At 74.3% G+C, this 19,258-nt stretch carries 14 protein-coding genes, 1 tRNA gene and 1 pseudogene; 7 read left to right on the top strand and 9 right to left on the bottom strand.

The window, feature by feature from the left end; all coding sequences use genetic code 11:
• Positions 1-5 precede the first annotated feature (5 nt).
• The 6 genes and pseudogenes from ACZ6PY_RS05470 to ACZ6PY_RS05445 form a co-directional block, all read right to left on the bottom strand.
• Entirely contained in the window at positions 6-2,444 is a 2,439-nt protein-coding gene (locus ACZ6PY_RS05470) for a transglutaminase TgpA family protein (protein ID WP_466069535.1), read from the bottom strand.
• Positions 2,420-3,679 carry a DUF58 domain-containing protein gene (locus ACZ6PY_RS05465; RefSeq protein WP_466069533.1) on the bottom strand — a complete coding sequence of 420 codons (1,260 nt, stop codon included), beginning with the start codon at positions 3,677-3,679 and terminating at the stop codon, positions 2,420-2,422. The genes ACZ6PY_RS05470 and ACZ6PY_RS05465 overlap by 25 nt, the downstream gene beginning before the upstream one ends.
• 3 nt (positions 3,680-3,682) lie before the next feature.
• Complete coding sequence (locus tag ACZ6PY_RS05460) at positions 3,683-4,678, bottom strand: AAA family ATPase (RefSeq protein ID WP_466069532.1); 996 nt, start codon at positions 4,676-4,678, stop codon at positions 3,683-3,685.
• A gap of 28 nt (positions 4,679-4,706) precedes the next feature.
• A complete protein-coding gene (locus tag ACZ6PY_RS05455) occupies positions 4,707-7,271 on the bottom strand; it encodes a fibronectin type III domain-containing protein (RefSeq protein WP_466070742.1) in 2,565 nt (854 codons plus the stop codon).
• A gap of 204 nt (positions 7,272-7,475) precedes the next feature.
• Positions 7,476-8,645, bottom strand: coding sequence for a fibronectin type III domain-containing protein (locus tag ACZ6PY_RS05450; RefSeq protein ID WP_466070809.1), 1,170 nt, complete (start codon positions 8,643-8,645; stop codon positions 7,476-7,478).
• A gap of 1,749 nt (positions 8,646-10,394) precedes the next feature.
• A pseudogene (locus ACZ6PY_RS05445) lies at positions 10,395-10,853 on the bottom strand (tetratricopeptide repeat protein); the annotation flags it as partial.
• 232 nt (positions 10,854-11,085) lie between these two features.
• Between ACZ6PY_RS05445 and ACZ6PY_RS05440 the strand changes: the two are divergent.
• Positions 11,086-11,172 (top strand) — tRNA-Leu (locus ACZ6PY_RS05440).
• Between the two features lie 359 nt (positions 11,173-11,531).
• Positions 11,532-11,918 carry a hypothetical protein gene (locus tag ACZ6PY_RS05435; RefSeq protein WP_466069530.1) on the top strand — a complete coding sequence of 129 codons (387 nt, stop codon included), beginning with the start codon at positions 11,532-11,534 and terminating at the stop codon, positions 11,916-11,918.
• Here ACZ6PY_RS05435 and ACZ6PY_RS05430 read toward each other — a convergent pair.
• Positions 11,872-12,957: an NAD-dependent epimerase/dehydratase family protein gene (locus ACZ6PY_RS05430; protein WP_466069529.1), complete on the bottom strand. Its 1,086-nt coding sequence runs from the start codon at positions 12,955-12,957 to the stop codon at positions 11,872-11,874. The genes ACZ6PY_RS05435 and ACZ6PY_RS05430 overlap by 47 nt on opposite strands.
• Positions 12,958-13,185: 228 nt before the next feature.
• On the opposite strand from ACZ6PY_RS05430, the gene ACZ6PY_RS05425 reads away from it, so the two are divergent.
• The 3 genes from ACZ6PY_RS05425 (at position 13,186) to ACZ6PY_RS05415 (ending at position 16,862) form a co-directional block, all read left to right on the top strand.
• Positions 13,186-13,824 carry a TetR/AcrR family transcriptional regulator gene (locus tag ACZ6PY_RS05425; protein ID WP_466069527.1) on the top strand — a complete coding sequence of 213 codons (639 nt, stop codon included), beginning with the start codon at positions 13,186-13,188 and terminating at the stop codon, positions 13,822-13,824.
• 672 nt (positions 13,825-14,496) lie between these two features.
• Positions 14,497-15,753, top strand: coding sequence for an ATP-binding protein (locus tag ACZ6PY_RS05420; protein ID WP_466069525.1), 1,257 nt, complete (start codon positions 14,497-14,499; stop codon positions 15,751-15,753).
• The gene (locus ACZ6PY_RS05415; RefSeq protein ID WP_466069523.1) at positions 15,750-16,862 is read left to right on the top strand and encodes a tetratricopeptide repeat protein; all 1,113 of its coding nucleotides are present in this window, start codon (positions 15,750-15,752) and stop codon (positions 16,860-16,862) included. The genes ACZ6PY_RS05420 and ACZ6PY_RS05415 overlap by 4 nt, the downstream gene beginning before the upstream one ends.
• Before the next feature lie 72 nt (positions 16,863-16,934).
• Here ACZ6PY_RS05415 and ACZ6PY_RS05410 read toward each other — a convergent pair whose 3' ends face one another.
• Together ACZ6PY_RS05410 and ACZ6PY_RS05405 are read right to left on the bottom strand one after the other, a co-directional pair.
• A complete protein-coding gene (locus tag ACZ6PY_RS05410; RefSeq protein WP_466070740.1) occupies positions 16,935-17,468 on the bottom strand; it encodes an MBL fold metallo-hydrolase in 534 nt (177 codons plus the stop codon).
• 213 nt (positions 17,469-17,681) lie between these two features.
• Positions 17,682-18,038: a MerR family transcriptional regulator gene (locus tag ACZ6PY_RS05405; protein WP_466069521.1), complete on the bottom strand. Its 357-nt coding sequence runs from the start codon at positions 18,036-18,038 to the stop codon at positions 17,682-17,684.
• A gap of 109 nt (positions 18,039-18,147) precedes the next feature.
• On the opposite strand from ACZ6PY_RS05405, the gene ACZ6PY_RS05400 reads away from it, so the two are divergent.
• Together ACZ6PY_RS05400 and ACZ6PY_RS05395 are read left to right on the top strand one after the other, a co-directional pair.
• Positions 18,148-18,750: a DsbA family oxidoreductase gene (locus ACZ6PY_RS05400; RefSeq protein ID WP_466069519.1), complete on the top strand. Its 603-nt coding sequence runs from the start codon at positions 18,148-18,150 to the stop codon at positions 18,748-18,750.
• On the top strand, positions 18,747-19,250 hold the full coding sequence (locus tag ACZ6PY_RS05395; RefSeq protein WP_466069517.1) for a nucleoside deaminase: 504 nt from the start codon (positions 18,747-18,749) through the stop codon (positions 19,248-19,250). The genes ACZ6PY_RS05400 and ACZ6PY_RS05395 overlap by 4 nt, the downstream gene beginning before the upstream one ends.
• Positions 19,251-19,258 lie beyond the last annotated feature (8 nt).

Here is a 19,258-nt window from a genome sequence, read left to right as displayed (position 1 = left end):
CGCGGTCAGCGACGCCAGCGCAGGGGGCCGGGATGGACGGTCCACAGGAGGCGGCGCCAGCGGCGGCGCGCGGCGCGGAGGGCGGCCACGTACGCCGTGGCGACCGCCGCCGCCCGATCGGCCTGGGCGGGGGTGGCGGTGCCGGGAGCGAAGGCCACCTGGTTGAGCAGGCCGGCCAGTTCGCCCACCCCGCCGCCCGGCAGGTCGGCGCCCACCGCGCCCGGCAGGTCTGCGTCCGTCGCGCCGGCCGGCGCCGGCCAGGGCGCGCGCGGTGACCGGGTCTGGGCCGGCGAGCCGTGCGGCGGTGGGGCGGGGTCCGGCCGCGTCCCGGCGGCGCGGGCCTCGGCGAGGGTGCGGTGAGCCCGCTCGGCGACCTCCGCGGCGGACAGGTCGGCGCCGACCGGATGGCCGGCCAGCCGCAGCGCGTCGGTCACCTCCCGCCAGGCGCCCGCGATCCGGCGGCCCGGGTCGCCCTGCGCCAGCCGGCCCCGGGTCAGGTTGCGGCGCAGCGTGGCCAGGGTCAGCAGCAGCGCCCCGAACAGCAGCACCAGGCCGCCGACGCTGCCGCCGACCAGCACCGGCGTGCCCGGTCCGGCCTTCCCGCCAGGCCGGTCGGGGGCCGCCGCCGCGGGCGGCGTCGGCGTCGGTTCCCCGGTCGGCGCGGGGACCTCCGACGGGGGCGGGTCCTCCGGCTTCGGCCGGAAGTCCTCCTCCACCGGGCGCGGTTCCTCGTCCGGGCGCGGCATCGGGTCGAACGGCACCCACCCGACGCCCTCGAACAGCACCTCCGGCCAGGCGTACGCGTCCGCCGCCCGGACCGGGCCGTCGGCCTTCGGCTCGAAGCCGACCACCACCCGGGTGGGCAGGCCGGCCAGCCGGCCCAGCACCGCGAACGACGCCGCGAACTGCTCGGACGTGCCGCGCTGCCCGCCGCCGTTGCGCGGGCCAAAGAGGAAGAACGCCAGGTTCGGGTACGCGTGCCCGCTCGGCGCGTCCGCGGTCACCCGGTAGTGCTCGGCCAGGAAGTCCGCGATCGCGGTGGCCCGGGCGTACGGGGCGCCGTTCTCCTCGGCGAGCTGGGTGGCCAGCCGGCGCATCTGCTCCGGGGCCCCGTCGGCGACCCGCAGCACCCGGGCCACCGCGTCGCCGGCCGGCACGTTCGCCGTGCCGACCAGGTTCAGGTCCGGGCGTTCCCGCACCGAGTCGACCGTGTACCGCAGCCCCTGGGCCAGCCCCTCCGGGCGGATCAGTGTGCCGGTCGCCGGGTCGTACGCCACCCGTGCGCCGGTCACCTCGCGCGGGGTCGGCACGGCGGGCAGCAGCTTCCCGGTCAGGTCGGCCACGGTGACCTCCTGGCGTACCGGCTCGGTGTCGGTGCCGGCCGCCGGCTCGGTGGCCGGCAGGATCCGCCCGGCGTTGCGGTAGGTCGCGCCCACCCGCCAGGTCACCCCGTCGTAGTCGCTGAGCACCGCCAGCCGGATCCGCGGCGGCCCGGCGTCCGTCGCGCCCGCCTCGGTGCGCACGTCGAGCAGCTTCTGGTCGGGGTTCAGCGCCCACCCGGAGATCCGGATCAGCGGGTTCTCGTCCAGCGACTCCACCTGCGGCGGCTCGACGTAGCGGCGCGGGTCGACCGGCCGGTCGTCCACCCGGCCGGCCACCACCGGGGCGACCAGCGCGGCGAGGGCCACCACCACGGCCACCCCGGCCGCGCTCGCCGCGAGCAGCCGCAGCCGCACGGCCGTGCGTACGGCGGGCGCCAGGCCGGCCGCCGGGTCCGCGCCGGTCGGGTCGGCCCGCCCGCCGGGCACCGCCAGGCCGACGGCGGCGACCGCCGCGAACAGCACCGTCGGCCCGACCGCCGGGCCCGCGTTCGGCCCGACCACGTACAGCGCGCCGGCGTAGAGCAGCACCGGCGGCAGGTAGCCGAGCAGCACCCGGCCGGCCCGCAGCGCCACCTCGGCGGCGGCCAGCCCGGCCAGCCAGGCGGCCACCACCGGGACCAGCACGGTGTCCGGGGCCGGCTCCACCGGGATCATCGCGGTGAGCAGCCGGGGGATGGCGTTGCGCGCGGCGTCCGCCGCCACCTCGCCGAGGCCGCCGGGCAGCGCCGCGTGGGCGGCCGCCAGCCGCAGCGACAGCAGCGCCCAGCCGGCCAGGGCGGCCACCGACAGCGGCGCCACCAGCCAGGACGGCAGCCGCCGGGCGGCCACGCTCACCAGCACCGAGCCGACCGCCGCGCCGGCCGTCAGGCGGGTCAGCAGCGGGTCCGCGTAGACCCGGCCGAGCACCACACCGGAAAGGGCGATCATGACGATCAGCGCCAGCGGCACCGGCACGGCCCGCAGCACCCGCGCCACCGGACCCGGACCGCCACCGGCCGGCCCGCCCGGCGCGTCGACCGGGCGCGGCGGGGTCACGGTCACCACCGGCGGATCCCGTCCCACTCGGCGGCGAACTCGGCGCCGTCGGCCGCGTCCACCACCACCAGGCCCGCCGCGCCGGCCGCCGTCGGCTCCGCCGCCCCGAACAGCCCGACCACCACCGACGGGTACGCGCGGCGCAGCGCGCCGACGTGCCCCAGGTCGCCGCGGGCGCCCGGCCCGGTGAGGAAGACCAGCGTGTCGCCGAGCCGGTCCTGCCGCAGCCGGCCCAGCGCGGTGCGCAGCACGTCCTCCCCGCCGTCGGCCAGCTCCGCCGCGGCGAGCCGGTCCAGCGGGCCGCGCGGCGCCTCCAGTCCGGCGTGTCCGCCGCGCGGCGGCCCGGAGCCGTCGCGCGAGGCCTCGGGCTCGGCGCGTCCGCCGCGGCGCGGCGACCGGGAGCGGTCGGTGCGTCCGGCCGGCTCGTCGGCGGCGGGCGCGACCAGCAGCAGGCTCACCGGCAGGTCCTCCCGCGTCGCGGCGGCCACCACCGACGCCGCCGCCTCGCACGCCGACTCGAACGACTCGGCCACCCCGGCGTCCCGGGCCGGGTGGGCGACCGCCCGGTTGTCCAGCACCACCACGAGGCGGGGCAGGCTGGTGTCCACGTTCTCCCGCACCATCAGCTCGCCCACCTTGGCGCTGGTCCGCCAGTGCACCCGGCGCAGCTCGTCACCGACCACGTACTCCCGCAGCGAGTCGAACGTGATCGAGCCGTGCGGCACGCTGTCGGTGCGCCCGTCCAGGCTGCGGCCGGCCCCGGTCGGCACCGCCGACAGCGGATGGATGCGCGGATGCACCCAGACCGGCACCGGATCCCCGTACGCGCGGGCCAGCGCCACCAGCCCGAGCGGGTCCCGGCGGGTCACCCGCAGCGGCCCGACCGGCACCACCCCCCGGCGGTGGGTCGGCACCGGGTAGCGCACCTCGGTGTCCCGACCCGGACGCAGCCGCAGCAGCGGCACCGGCACCAGCCGGCCGCCGCACCGGTCCTCGGCCACCAGGTTCGCCGCCCGCAGCCGGCCCGTGTTGCGCACGGTCAGCACCATGGCCGCCGGCTCACCCCGGGCCACCCGGTCCGGGTCGGCCACCCGCTCGACGGTCAGGCGCGGGCGCCAGGCGGCCGTCACCAGGGCATACCCGACCGCGACACCGGCCGCCGCGCCGAGCACGGTCAGCTCCGGGTACGCGTACCGGAAGCCGACCCCCAGCAGCACGACGGCGGCGACGAGCAGCCCGACACCCCGGGCGGTGATCCCCACCGATCAGCCGTGGACCGGGGCGGGCTGGCCCGACGGCAGCGGCACCGGCACCGAGGCGACCGCCTGGCGCAGCACGTCAGCGGGGGTCACCCCGCGCACCTGCGCGTCCGGGGTGAGCAGCAGCCGGTGCGCGAATACCGGCTCGACGAGGGTCTTCAGGTCCTCCGGCATGATCCAGCCCCGCCCGTCGATCAGCGCGTACGCGCACGCCGCCCGGGTCAGCGCGATCACGCCCCGGGGGCTGACCCCGACCCGCACCTGCGGGTGGGTGCGGGTCGCCGCGGCCAGCCGCACCGCGTACGCGTAGAGCGGCTCGGCGATGTGCACCCGCCGGGCCATCTTCACCATCTCCCCGACGGTGGCCGTGTCGGTGACCGCCGTCAGCGAGTCGGGGGAGCGCAGGGTGGCGCCGCGCAGCACCTCCACCTCGACCGCCTCGTCCGGGTAGCCGACGGACAGCTTCACCAGGAACCGGTCAAGCTGGGCCTCGGGCAGCCGGTAGGTGCCGTCCATCTCCACCGGGTTCTGCGTGGCCACCATGAGGAACGGCTGCGGCACCGGGTGGCGTACGCCGTCCACGGTGACCGTGCGCTCCTCCAGCACCTCCAGCAGCGCCGACTGGGTCTTCGGCGACGCCCGGTTGATCTCGTCGGCGATCACGATGTTGGCGAAGACCGGCCCCGGGTGGAACTCGAAGCCCCGGCTGGCCTGGTTGAAGATCGTCACACCGGACACGTCCGAGGGGAGCAGGTCCGGGGTGAACTGGATGCGCCGCCACTGGCCCTTGACGGTCGCCGCGACCGCCCGGGCCAGGGTGGTCTTGCCCACCCCGGGCACGTCCTCCAGCAGCACGTGCCCCTGGGCGAAGAGGGCGGTCAGCGCCAGCCGGACCACCTGCGGCTTGCCCAGCACGACCGCGTTGACGTTCTCGGCCAGCCGGGCGGCCAGGGCGGCGAAGCCCTGCACCTCCGGCTGGGTGAGCGGTTCGTGGGTGTTCACGTGCGTGGTGCTCCTCGGTGCGGCGCGGTCAGCAGGTGGGCAGGAGGTTGATGTTGTCGCCACCCTCCAGGTTCAGCCAGGCCCACGGGATGTAGTTCCTGCCCGAGTACTCGACCTGCACCCACCAGGTGCTCTGCTTCTGGTTGTTGTAGATCCAGGCGTCGACGTTCTCACCCTGCTTCTTGCAGTACGCCTTCAACCGGGTGCCGGGCTTCGCCCACCCGACCTGCTTGCTGTTGAGCTGCTCCGCCACCGAGAAGATCTCGTTGCCGTTGCGGCCGTCCACCTCGGCGTTGCAGTACGTGCGCTGGTCGCCGTCCGGACCGTTGTTGCAGGTCGCGATCCCGTAGAGCGCGTCGGTGCTCTGCGCCCGGCTGCCGGTGCCCTTGCCGGCCGCGTTGGACGCGGTCACCGTCACCGTGTAGGCGGTGCCCGGCGTCAGGCCGGTCACCCGCAGGCTGGAGCAGCTCCCGCTGGCCGTCTTGCCGCCGGTGGCCGCCGAGCAGGTCGCCCGCCCACCGCCCGCGTCGACGGTGAAGTTCACCGTCACCGAGGTGGCGTCGGCCGACGAGCCGGTCATCGTGACCCGGGGCGCGGCCACCGTGCGGGCCGTCGTGCTGGCCTCCGGGCCCGGGCCCGCCTCGTTGACCGCCTTCACCGTGACCGTGACGTTCTGTCCGTCGCCGAGCCCGCCGATCGTGGTCCGCACGTCGGTCACCTCGGTGGTCTTCCCGGCGGCCTCCACCACGTACTTCGTCACCGGGCGGCCGTTCTCCACCGCCGGCGCCCACTGCACCGCGATGGTGCCCGGCTGGTCGGCCACCGTGGACGCCTGCAGCTCGGTCGGCGCCTTCGGCACGGTGAACGGCACCACCGTGTTGCTCACCGGCGACGCCTTGGACCCGGCGCCCCTGTCGCTCACCGCGATCACGGTGAAGGCGTACTGCGTGCCGTACTCCAGCTGACCGGCCGGGACGACCAGCTCGGTCTTGGGCGACTCGCCGGCCGGGGCGGTCGCGCCGGCCGAGCTGGCGGTCACCGCGTACTTCGTGACCGTGTTGCCCTGGCCGTTGGCCGCCGGCCACCTCACCAGCACCGTGCCGTCCGTTCGGGCCTCGGCCGTGACGCTGGCCGGCGGGTCCGGCACGGCGGCGGTCGGCGTGACCGGGTTGCTCTTCCGAGCCGGCCCGTCGCCCTTCGCGTTCACCGCGTGCACCGAGAACGTGTACGTCTCGCCGTTGGTCAGCCCGGTGATCTCCAGGGCACGCTGGTTCGCACCGACCTCGTGGCGCTGGCCGGCGCCCTCCACCACGTACCGGGTGATCTCGGCCCCGTTGGACGCGGCCGGCTGCCAGCTCACCCGCGCCGACGCGTTCCCCGCGGCGGCGGTCACCGCGCGCGGCGCCCCCGGCTTGCCCACCTTGGGCTTCTTCGGCGGGGGCGGCGGCGGGGGCGCCGGCGGCGGATCGCCACCGAGCACGTCGTTGGCGTACTTGTTGACCTCACGCACCTGGTTCCGGTCGTCCACCACCTGCGCGGTCGACGAGTTCGGCGGGTTGATGAACAAGTGGTTCTCGCGGACCTCCAGCTCCATCGGCCCCGGCCGGCCCGAGCCCTTGATGGTGTCGACCAGCTGCCCGTTCGCGTCGAACGAGTAGACCGTGCCGGTGGTCTCGTCGGCGCAGTAGAACCGGCCCGCCCAGGCCACCGCCGGGCTCAGCTCCCCGCCCGCGCCGGGCACCGTGAACCGCTGCACCTCGGCGGCGTCGCGGACCACATGCACCTTCCGCTCCCCGCTCACCGTGACCGGCACCTGCGGGCCCGTCGTGCGCGTCGGCAGGCTGCCCGGGGCGGTCATCGTCAGGTTCGCCCGCTGCGTCTGCCCGGCCCGGACCGTGACCAGCGAGGCGGAGGTGCGGTCGAGCACCGCCACACCCTCGTCCAGCGTGGACACCACCAGCTCGTGGGCCGGCTCCGCCACCTCGTACGTCTCGACCCGCTTGGGGCTGAGCCCGGCGGGCGGCGCGGCGCCCGGGGTGGCGGGCAGCTCGGCGGCGGTGACCGCCGAGACGGTGCCCTCGCTCGGCACCGCGATCCACAGCTTGCCGACGCCGTCGAACGCGCCGCCGGTGATGCCCGGCGGGTACCGCACCGGCTCGCCCACCGGCGTCAGCGACCGCGGGTCGAGCTGCCGGACGATGCCCTGCACCGCGTCGACGACGAACGCCGCGTCCTCGTGCAGCGCGACGCTCACCCCGAGGCCCGGCGCGGTCGGCGTGGTCGCGGTGATCTGGAGGGTGGCCAGGTCCAGCGAGCTGACCTGGCCGGTGTTCAGGTCACGCAGGATCAGCAGCCGGTCGGTCTGCGCGACCTGCATCTGGTGCCGGCGCCCGCCAGGCACCTCCATCCGGGTGTCCACCCGGGCGGTCACCCCGTTGACCCGGGCCAGCTCGCTGCGGCTGGTGCTCCACAACCAGGACGACGCGTCGTAGTTGGCCACCGCGTTGTCGGCGGCACCCAGCCCGAGCACGGTCAACCCCATGGCGGCCAGCAGCGCCGCCACGGTGCCGATGGTCACCAGCCCGCCCCGCATCCGGGACCGGGGGCGGGCCGTCTCCGGCCCGGTGCTCGTGACGCTCTCGATGGTGGTCACTGGCGGATGCCTCCCCGCGTCGGTGGGGGAGGGCGGCACGCGCGGTCGACCCTCCCCAGAGCCGGGAGCCATCATAGGGGCCGGCCGGGGCCGGTGAAACCCGCACCGTCCCCCTGTGGACACCGAGCGTGTCGTGACCGCCGCTCAGTTGGGCGTCGTGCCGCCCTCCCGGTCGGTGCACACCTGACCCGAGGTGGCGTAGGTGTCGGTCGAGTAGACGGCCAGCACCGTGAAGCAGTAGTCCAGCTTCGGACTCAACCCGTTCACCGTGTAGCGGGTCTGCCCCGCGTCCACCGTGGCCATCACCCCCAACTTCTGCCCGGCCCGCCCGCCGGCCACCACGAACGGCACACCGCCGCCTGTCGGATCCGTCCAGGTCACCGTGATCGTCGTGGTGTCGTCCTGCAAGCGCAGCTCACCCGGCGGTGGACCGCTCACCTTCGGCTTCGCCGCCGTCGGTGCCGGCGCGGGCGGCAGCGCCGGGTCACGGTTGAGCAGCACCGCGCCCACGCCCACGGCGGCCGCCACCACGACCACCACGATGCCCGCCACCAGGGCCACCACCGTCCGGTTGCGGCCGCGCGCCTCCGGCTCCTCCGCCACCGGGTACGCGGCCGGCTGGTGGAACGCCGGCGGCACCGCCGGCCAGGCGCCCTGGCTCGGGTACGGCTCCGGAGCCGGCTGCTGCGACTCGGGAAAGTCCAGCAACCCGTCGTAGACCGGCAGCGGTGCGGGTGCCCCGTCCCCGCTCTCCGGCGCGAGATCCGGATCCACCGTGCCGGGCTCGTCCACAGCCGGCTCGGGACGAGGGTCGTCGGACCGGTCGAGAGCCTGCGGCGGGGCGGCGCTGCTCCACGGTGGCGCGGTCATGCTCCACGGCGGCACGGGCGAGGCGCTGACCGGTGCCGCGGCGGGTGGCCCGCTGACCGGCGGCGGATAGCCGGGCGGGCCACTGACCGGGTAACCGGGCGGTGGTGGCGCGCTTCCCGGCGGGCCGCTGGCGGGTGCGCTGAGCGGCGGACCGCTGGCGGCCGGACCGTTGAAGGGCGGGCCGCTGGCGGGTGGACCGTTGAAGGGCGGGCTGCTGGCGGGTGGACCGTTGAAGGGCGGGCCGCTGGCGGGTGGTGCGATGAAGGGCGGGCCGCTGGGGGATGGTGCGCTGAACGGCGGGCTGCTGGCGGGTGGACCGTTGAAGGGCGGGCCGCTGCCGGGTGGTGCGCTGAACGGCGGGTTGCCGCCCGGCGGGGTGGCGAAGGGCGTACCCGGTCCGCCGACGGCCGGGGGAGCGCTGACCGGCGGGGGCGGGGGCGGCACGGCGCTTCCCTGGAGCGGCGACGCGGAACCATCGCCGGGCGCCGGAAGGGGCGCACGGCTGGTCGGCGGTCCGCTGACGGGTTGCGGTGCGAGGGGCACGCCGCTGACCGGCGACATCGCCGCTCGTTCGTCGACGGATGGCCCGGCGAGCGCCGCCCCGGCGGTGGGTGGCTGGGCCGGCGGACCGCTCACCGGGGACGCGGTCACGGGAGCGGCGGGTGGCGGGGCTGGCGCAGCCACCGGAGGCGCGCTCACGGGCGAGTTGCCTGCCGAGGGGGCACTGACGGGCGAGTGGGCCGCCGGGGGAGCGCTGGGGGGCAAGTTGCCCGCCGGGGGCGCGCTGACGGGCGGGCTGCTCACCGGAGCGCTCGCACCGGGAGGCGAGGCGGCGGTCCGCTCGGCCTCCTCCCGGAGCAGCGGGCCGATCTGCTGGACCTGGATGGTCGGCTTGTCCCACCCGGGCGCCGGTGCCGCGGGCATGCCGGTGCGGTCGTCCCCGCCGGGCTCGCTTCCCCTGGCGGCCGGCTGGCCGGGCGTCTGATGTGGCGGGACAGCCGCCGCCGGCGGGGTCGAGGTGGGTGCCGGGTCCGGCGCGGTGGGTGCCGGTGGGGCGGAAACCGGGATGGGCGGAGGCGGAGGAAGCAGACCCGACGCGGGCGGGGCGGAGGTCGGAGCCGGAATCCGCGGAGCCGGCGGAACTGCCCCGGCGGGCGGAACCGACGGTCCGGGCACGCCGGAGACCGGCGCGACCGGCGCCGGGCCGGGCGCCGGCGGGGTCGAGACGGGTCGGGCCGGCAGCGGAATCACCGGCGCCGGTGGCAGCGGGACTGACGCCGGGACGGCCTGTGGTGCGGCCGCGACCGGCGGCGTGGGCGGCGCCGGCGCGACCGGGGGCACCGGGCCGTACGTGGAGGCCGACGGCAACCCGGGCGGCGCCGGACGCGGTGCGACCGGCGGGATCTGCGCGGGCGGCGCCGAGACCGGCGGGATGGGTGGTGCCGGGCTGGGCGTGTGTGGGGCGGGCGGAACCGGCCCGGGCGCCGGCGGGACGGGCGGTGCGGAGCTGGGTGCGTGCGGCCCGGTGCTGGGCGCGTGCGGCGCCAGGTGCGCGGCGGGCGGCCCCGACACCGGCGGGGCGGGCGGTGCCGAGGTGGGCGCGTGCGGCGTGACGTGCGGGGCGGCCGGAAGCGGATCCGGCGCCGGCGGGGCGGAGACCGGCGGCGGGACGACCGGGGGCCGGGGCACCACCGGGGTGACCCCGGGGGCCGGCGGCACGGCAGCGACCGGCGCCGGCGGGACGGCCGGGGCCGGACCGGTGACGGGTGGTGCGGGGAACCGCGCCGTCGCCTCCGTGGCCACCCAGCCACTCGACGCGCCGCCGGCAGGCCCTCCGGGCCCGGAGGTCGGGATCGGGGGAGCGGACATCGGCGCGGGAATGACCGGGGGTGGCGGCAGCGGGGTCGAGGCGGCCGCGGTGCCGGGCGGCGTGGGCGGGATCGGCGGCGGTGGCGGTAGGTGCGTCGCCGGACCGGGGGCGGGGGGTGCCCACGGGGCCGGCCCGGCCGGGCCCGGCTGCGGCGCCCATTCGGCGCCAGGCACCGGCGGGACGGGACCGGGCACGGCAGGAGCGCCGGGCCGGGGCGGGGCGGACTGCGGCGGGTACGGCCGGGGCATGGCCGGCAGCGACATGGTCGGCCCGGACAGCGCCCCCGGATCGGGTTGCGGGCCGGCAGCGGCGGCGGAGCCGCCGGGAGGCGGGCCGGGCGGGACGGGAGCGGCGGCGGAGCCGGCGAGGTACTGGTGGGCTGCGCGTACCGCGGGGTGGTCCGGACCGAGCACGGCGGGCCCGGCGGTGGCCACGCGGGTGTAGTTGCGGCGGGCCTCGTGCCGGTTGCCGAGTTCCTCCGCCACCCCGGCGAGGTCGAAGCTGAGCGCGAGCATCAGCGGGTCGGCGTCGCCGCGGCGGCGCTCACCGGCCGCGTACGCCTCCTCGAGCACCCGCCGGGCGGCGGCGGGATCGTCGGCCTCGCGGTGCAGGCGGGCGAGCAGGTGGCCGGTGGCCAGTACGTCGGGGTGGTCCTCCCCGTACGCCGGTCGGGCCGCCGCGATCGCGTCGGCGAGCAGGCGGCGGGCGGTCGCCAGGTCACCCGCGGAGCGCAACGCGAGGGCCTGGTGTTGAGCGGCGGTCAGCGGGGAGGGGTGGGACACGTGAGCAATGCTGCCCGGAATCGGCGGTTCCTCGCTACCCGGCCCCTGGGATCGGTCCCGGGAAGCGGTGCCGAGGGCCCGTGGTGGCGCCTTGACCTGGGGAAACCCCGGGGCGCGGCGGCGATGTGCATGATCCACCCGGGCCGTGTACAGTAATGCCCCGTGCGGCCCACCGGGGCGGCCGAACCGGTGAGCAGATCACCTCGGCCGACAGGGTAGGCTGGACGTGCAGGTCCGGGTGGCGGAATGGCAGACGCGCTAGCTTGAGGTGCTAGTGCCCGTATAGGGCGTGGGGGTTCAAGTCCCCCCTCGGACACCAAACGAAGTGCTCACGTAGAAGGCCGTTGACCTGGCATTACACAGGTCAGCGGCCTTGATCGTCTCGGGCTGTTGGAGCCGAGCAGTGCGAAGTTGCTGCCACTCGGGCACAGTCCGCCTCGAAGCCGAAGGCCTCGTCGAGCGCGTCGGAGCACAGGACGGACGAGCTGTCTCCGTTGTCCTGACCCAACATGGTCGGCGGACGGCCGTACGGATACTGCACACGCGCGAGAAGTCACTGTCCGCGTTGTCCCCGGAGGAGATCGACAATCTCGCGGCGACGCTGGACACGATGTTGACCACGGCAACCCTCGCCAGAGCTGAGGAACGCTCCGCCCGCACCAGCGACCGTCCGCAGCCTTGGTTGTCCGTCAGAAGGAGCGGCTCGACGGCGGCCCGCAACCCTACCTCCGGACGCTGCGCGCCTTGCGTCAGGCACTGCGCGACCTGGAGACCATCGTCGGCGGGCACGGACCGATGGGTGACGCGGCCGCCGCCGTGGACGCGCTCACCGCGTACCTGGAGCGGGTCGCCGCCGCCGTCCAACAAGGACGATCGCTGGCGGGAACCATGGGCGACTGCACCGACCCCTGGGCGCAGGCGCTGGATCCGGCTCTGGTGCGGGCGCTGTCGGCGTACCAGCTTCCGGCCGAAACCGCGCAGGCCGGGATGTGGACGCTGTGCCAGAACCTGCATCGGCTCACCATCCTCGCCACCTGTCGGCTGTACCGCGCCTCACCGAGCTGAGGCTCGTACACCGCCGGCGGCATCGGGGGCCTTTCCCGCCAGGCCCACCGATGCCGCCACCGGCGTCGCCGAACTGCGTCAGCCTCGTCGGCGTGTGCTTCGGCCGGCAGTCATGACACCTGGAGGCCCTGACGCCAGGACGGGTGCGCCGGCCGCCAGCCCAGCTCGCGCTTGGCCTTGGCGTTCGACGCTCCGCGAAGGTCATCAGCACGACGCCCGGCTCCCCGGCGGCCAGCCGCCCGACGAACCGCGGCACCCGCATGGGCTTCCGGGCGCCGAGCTTGCGGGCCAGTTCCGGCAGCCACTCGGCGACCGGGGCGGGCTCGTCGTCGACGATGTTGTAGACACCGGGCGCGCCCCTGTCGACCGCCGCGACCGTCGCCTCCGCCGCGTCGGCGACGTGGACGAACGACCATACGCCGCCGCCGTCGCCGACGATCGGAAACTTGCCCTTGCGGATCGCCTCGAGCTGCGCGGAACCCGGCGCCATCGAGGTGTCCGGTCCGTAGAACGCGCCGTAGCGAAGCACGATCCCCTCGGTCCAATCGGCGCCCAGCACGGCGCTCTCCAGGTGCCGGATCGCGGCGATCATCGGGGCCATCTGGCTGACCGGCGACGGGTCGAGCGGGTCCTGCTCGGTCTTCACCGGCCCACCCGTCCGCGCGTAGGTGAATGCGCCGTTGCTCTGCGCCACGAACCGCCGCACTCCCACCGCGCGCCCCGCCGCCAGGAGGTTGTCGGTGCCCTCAATGCGCAGCCGGTCGGTGGCGGCGAAGCTGCGCTCGAAGTGGCGTGTGTCGATGTGCCCGATGGCGGTCAGCTGGTGGATGATCACGTCGGGTTTCGCCTCGCGCACGGCGGACTCGACCTGACCGCGGTCGAGCGCATCCGCAATGGCCGGCACCGCGCCGAGTTGGGACAGGGCGGCCTTGTTCGACTCGTTGCGCGTCATGGCGAAGACCTCGTGCCCGGCGCCCACCAGGCGCGGTACGAGCTGCCTGCCCATCGCTCCGGTCGCTCCTGCTACCAGCACTCTCATGGTCGTCTCCTGATTCTCCTGTTCCCACCTTCGGGCATGTCCGCCCGGGCCGCCCGGCGCTGCGCGCCTTGCGAGCGGAGCCGCGAGCGGGCTCACGGCGACAGCCCTCTGACTGCCGTCATGTGCACTCGTTGCACTTACGTGCAACTAATGCATGACGGTATACTCGGCTTCGATCGCCGTCAAGGCGGTCGTGAACACAGGCTCCAGGGAGGGACGGCATCGCCGATGACGACGGAAAGACCGGTCCGCAGCGGTGGTCGGGAGGCGCAGCGGCGCCGTACCCGCAAGGCGATCATCGATGCGGCCGTACGCCTCAGCACGCTCGGATCGACGCCGTCCGTCGACGAGATCGCGGCTGCCGCCGACGTGTCGCGGCGCACCATCTACATGTACTTCCCGGCCCTGGACGAGCTGCTCGTCGACGCGACGGCCGGCGCGCTCAATGAGCCGCCGGTGGAGGCCGCGCTGTCCGATCCCGCGCTCGCCGACGACGCGGCAGGGCGGGTCGACGCCCTCATCCAGACGTTGCTGAACTACTCGCCGCAATCGCTACCCCTGGGGCGCCGCATGATCCGCCTGACCGTCGACCGACCCGCCGACGGCGCCGCCGAGGCGATCGGCCCCCGACGCAGCCAGCGGCGGCTCGAGTGGCTGGACAAGGCCTGCGAGCCGCTGCGCGAGAGTCTGGGCGAGCCGGCCTACCAACGCCTCATCTCCGCGCTGACCATGGTGGTCGGTTGGGAGGCGCAGATAGCCCTGCGTGACGTCCGCGGACTCGACCCCGAGGCTGAGCGGGAGGCCATGACATGGGCCGCCCGGGCCCTCGTGGAGGCCGCCATCAGGGAGCGCGACCAGAAGGCGTAGCGCCTTTCTGGCAGCGGGCGAGCGCCTGGCCGGGGTCAGATCTTGCTTGACTGGTCATTGCCCGTTCGCCCGCCTTCCGTGCGTAAGGGTGCGAGCCGCGCCGCCGGCCGCATCCGCTGTCGTCCCTCGTGCAGTCGAGGACCGGCCCGCGATAATGCGGGCCACGGCGAGGCGAACGCCATGTGCGGGCATTGAATAGGATCACGGGCCATGCGCAAAAGATCGATCATGGCGCTCGGTGGACTTGCGCCACTCGGCCTGGTTGCCGCGGGATGCGTCGGCGACGGCGCCGCGTCCGACACGCACAAGGCCGGGGCCCCCGCGGCGGCGAGTCCTGCACGCTCTCCCATGAGCTCGGCCAGCCGGACATGACACCGTCTGTCGAGCCCGGTTCGTCACCGGCCGCGAACGCATCCCTGTCCGGCGACCCGGCCTACGAACCACGCCGCAAGACGCTGCAGTCGGCGCAAGCGCCCGGCAAGACCACCGTGAGCTGCCCGAAGAACATCGTCGGCGCCAAGGGCGCCGCCACCACGTGCGCGACTGCCTCCGAAGGCCTCACGATCCCGTGGAAGGTGACCCTCGGAGACCAGGCCGTCCGCGACCGAAGGCGTTTCGCGCGCGTACCGACCCGCCGTTGTGGGTCGCCTCAGTCCATCGAGAGAGTGCCTCGTGCCTGATTCCCCTCTGATCCGAAGTCTGCGGGCAGCGGTCGGGTCCGCGCCCGACGACGTGCCGTTGCGATTGCATCTGGCCGAACTCTTGCTGGGATCCGGCGAGCACGAAGCCGCGGTGACCGAGATCGCGGCCGCGCTGCAGCGGGCGCCGGCGGACGCCGACGCCCGCCGGCTGATGGCCCGCGCGATGGGCGTGAGCTCCGAAGCGCAGGCCGCGCCGCCCGGCGCTGCCGCCGGCGAGCCCGGCGCTGCCGGGCCGGCATTCGACTGGCGGGCGGCGGAACAGCAGGTCAGCGATCTGGTGCCGCCCCGATTCGTGGAGCCGCCGCTGGCCGCCGACGGATCGGGAGACCCGGGCGACGCCGATGCGTGGGAGGTGAACGAGCCCGGCGCGGTGCGCCTCGCGGACGTCGGTGGCATGCGGGAGGTCAAGGAGCGGCTGGAGGCCGCCTTCCTGGCGCCGATGCGCAATCCCGAGCTGCGCCGCCTGTACGGCAAGAGCCTGCGAGGCGGACTGCTGCTGTACGGCCCACCCGGATGTGGCAAGACCTTCATCGCCCGGGCCGTCGCCGGTGAGCTCGGGGCGAGCTTCCTTTCGGTCTCGATCAATGACGTCCTGGACATGTGGATCGGCAACTCCGAACGGAACATGCACGAAGTGTTCGCCGCGGCCCGCCGGCGGGCGCCCTGCGTGGTGTTCCTCGACGAGCTCGACGCGCTCGGCGGCAAGCGCAGCCGGACGGGCAACAGCGGCATGCGCAACACCGTCAACCAGCTTCTCACCGAGCTCGACGGGGTTGACGCGCCCGCCAACGAGGGTGTGTTCGTGCTGGCCGCCACCAACGTGCCCTGGGATGTCGACGTGGCACTGCGCCGCCCGGGACGCCTGGATCGCACCATCCTGGTGCTGCCGCCGGACACCGAGGCGCGCGAGGCGATCCTGCGCTACCACCTGCGGGACCGGCCGATCGAGAGAATCGACGTGGCCAAGCTGGCCAAGGTCACCGAGGGTCTGTCCGGCGCCGACCTGGCCCACCTGTGCGAAAGCGCGGCCGAGTCGGCCCTGCTCGACTCGGCGCGCACCGGCACGGTCCGCATGATCGGGATGTCCGACCTGCTCGCCGCGGCGAAGGCCATCACGCCCTCGACGCAGCCCTGGTTCGCCACGGCCCGGAACGTGGCGATGTACGCCAACGAGGCAGGCATGTACGACGACCTGCTCGCCTATCTGAAGAAGAGGCGCATGCTGTGAGCTGGCACGCGACGGTGGAACAGGCCGATTCGCTGATCGAGCTCGGCCGGTACGACGAGGCGACCGTGCTGCTGGCCCGGCGTCTGGCCGACGAGCCCGGCGACTCGCACGCCCTCTTCCAGCTGGCTCGATGCCACCGCGGCGCCGGTGACCACCGGCAGGCGCTGACCGCGCTCGAGCACGCCCTCGCCTGCGACCCGGAGAACCTGAACGCTCTGGTCATGCATGCCCGGGTGCTCCGCGGGGCCAGCCACCTGGACAAGGCGCAGCGGTGGAACCAGGCAGAGCAGTCCCTGCGTACGGCGTTGCGGCTCGCCCCGCACAACTGCGCCGTGCACGCGGCCCTGGGCGAACTTCTCGCCTATGTGCCCGCCCGCCGGGCCGAGGCGGTGCGGGAGGCTCGGGAGGCCATCCGGCTGGACCCGGAGAGCGTGCGCGGGTACGAGGCGTTGTGGCTGGCCACCGCATCCGACGACGTCGGCACCGCCCAATGGGCGCTGCACGAGGTGTTGCGCATCGACCCGGCCAACAAGCGAGCGCTGCTTCTGGTCACCGAGCAACGGGCGCACGGGCCCGGCGTCGGCGCGCAGCAGGCAACTCAGTTGTACGCCGACGCGCTCGCCGTCGCTCCTGACGTTCCGGGGCTGCGGCGCGGACTCGACCGGTCGACCTACCGCCTGCTGCGCGGGACTCGGTGGCTGGCCCTGATCTGCCTTGCGGCGGCAGCCGTCACGGTCGACCTCTTCGTCACCGACGGGCAACCGGCGCGCGAGTTGCCGGTGCCGCTGCTCAATCGACTGTGGACGCTGAGCGTGATGGCCGCCATCTGGGGGTTCGGCGCCTGGCGGCGTTACCGCCGGCTGCGTGCCGGTGTCCAGTTGAACGTGCGGTCGCTGGTACGGCGGCACACCTGGGCGCGGATCGTGCTGGCTCAGGCTGTCGTGGCGACGCTGTGCGCCCTGCTGATCTCGCAGGTTCCCTGGACGACGCGTACGCTGCCGCAGATATTGTTCTGGACCGGACTTACGCCCATCCTGGCCACCATCTGGCTCGACCGACGCCGCATGCCCGATCTGCCCGGCCCGCCGAAGGCGCAACCGGTATCCTGATCGCGTCCGTCGCATGATCGCGGATGTCGACGAATAGAACGCTCGAATGAGCGGCAAACCCGCCGCTGGCGCTCATGTCGACGCGCCGCCGCCGGGCAGGGTCACCGATCGCTCGCTCGATTCACCGCCGCCAGGTGGTACGCCGACAGCGCGCTGATCAGTGCGGGATCCAATGACTGCGTCCACGGATCGGTGCAGGCGCGTACGGTTTCCTCCAGCGAGCGTCCCTTCTGGACGTTGGCGGCCGATGTCCTGATACAGCCGCCCCAAATACACCGACAGCGCATCGATGGCGGTGCCCGCGTCGCACATCGGGCCGTGCTCGGGCACGATCGTGGCCAGATTGTGCAGCGCTTGACGCATGGCCCGCAGCGTCCGTAGACAGGGCCGCGGGCCGCCCTGCAGGAGCATGTGAGCGATACCCGCGTGGCACAGGAGGTCGCCCGTCCAGGCGGTCCTGGCCTCGGGCACGTGCACCACGGTGTCGCCGGGCCCGTTGCCCGGCCCGAAGTGCCACGGCTCGACGGCACGCCCGCCTAGATCGATCTCGGCTCGGCCGTCGAAGACGACGTCCGGGCGTCGCCAGTCCGTCACGGCGTCCAGCACCAAGATCCGATGCCTCGACCGGGAGCCTCGCCCCGGCGGATTCGGGATCGCCATCGCGCAGGCACCGGCTGCGCCGCCGCCCGCTGCCTGGCCGCCGTGCGGCACCACGCGGGTTCGGCTCGTACGGCATCACACCACCGAGCCCGCCCGCCGCGCCAGCCCTGGCATATCGCCCGACATCAGGATGCGGATGCGCTGCCGCCGGCTGGGCCGCTACGTCGTCGGGGACAGGCTGACGTCTCGCCTCAGCGCCTGCAACACTTCGAGCTCGCGGTCGATGTCGCGTCGAGCGGCCTCAAGCCTCTGGACCTCCTGGGCCAGGAGCATCTCCATGACCCCGGTGCGCTCCTCGGGGGGTGCCTCGAGACAGGGCAGCAGCTCACCGATGGTGGTGCTGCACAGCCCCGCGGCCAGGAGATGCTGAATCATGACGACGCGCTCGACCATGGCGGCCTCGAAGTCTCGCCATCCTCCCGGGGTGCGGGTGGACCGGATGAGGCCTTGCTCTTCGTAGTAGCGCAAGGATCGCGCACTGACGCCGGTGGCCTGCGCGAGTTCGCCGATGCGCACGATGCCTCCTGCCCTAGCTTCCCTGCGAAGGGTTGCACCTGACACTGGTGTGAAGTTCGACCCTGGTGGGGCCGCGCCACAGCGTATGCGGCCCCACGAGGAGGTCTCCATGATGCAGATTCATTTGTGGTCAGACTACGTATGCCCGTTCTGTCTGATTGCCGACGAGCTCATCAAGCGCGCCATCGCCGACCGGGCCGATGTCGAAGTCGTCCATCACGCGCACGAGCTCCGGCCCTATCCGACGCCCACGTTGCGACCTGAGGATGCATACCTGCCGGACATCTGGGCCCGGGCCGTCTACCCGATGGCGCAGCGCTACCACGTGCCCATGACGCTGCCGAGCATCTCACCGCAGCCCTACACCGCCACCGCCTTTCGAGGGGCTCAGTACGCCGCCGATCACGGCGCAGCCCACGCCTATCACCGGCGAGTGATGACGGCCTTCTTCCGGGAGAACCGCGACATCGGCGACCGGAACACCCTCGCCGACCTCGCTGTCGATGTCGGTCTGGACCGCGTCGGCTACCTCGATGCGCTGGACGACGACACCTATGCGCGCCGGCACCAGCAGGCTCTGGCCGAGTCCACGGCCATGCGGATCACGGTCGTGCCCACCATCGTCGTCGGGCGACGACGCATTGAGGGTGTGGCCACCGAAAGCGTGATCACCCGCGCCCTCGACGAAGAAGCCGTCAGGGGCGTGGCATGAGCGGCGACGACTCGCTTACCAGGCTGCTCACCGAGGCCGTGGCCCACTCCCGCCGCCACGTCGCGCAGGGCGGGCTCCCGTTCGTCGGCGTTGTCGTCACCACTCACGGAACCGTCTCTCCTCCTGGAGTCAACCAGGTGCGAAAGACCGGCGATCCGACCGCACACGCCGAGGTCGTCGCGATGCGTGCGATGACGGCCAGCCACGGCCCTGATGCTCTCCACGGCGCGACCCTGTTGGCCACCGGCGAACCCTGCACCTTCTGCTACCGGTTTGCCGCCGACCACGGCATCGCGCGCGTCATCTACGCGGTCGACCAGGACACCGCCGCAGCCTGGGGCTTCGACTACCGGGGCGGTCTCGACGTGCTGACCCCCGCCCAGAGAGCCCTGGTCGAACGGGCCGAGCACCGACCGGTGCCCCAGCGTCTCGAGCCGTTCGCCAGCTACCTGCAACTGCGCGGCATCCCCGTGCCGGGCACCGAAACCTCCATGCTCTGAAAGGACAC

The sequence above is a fragment of the Micromonospora sp. NPDC048907 genome, assembly GCF_055586885.1.
Note: the sequence above shows the minus strand (reverse complement) of the source record. Positions and strands in the feature narration are given on the sequence as shown.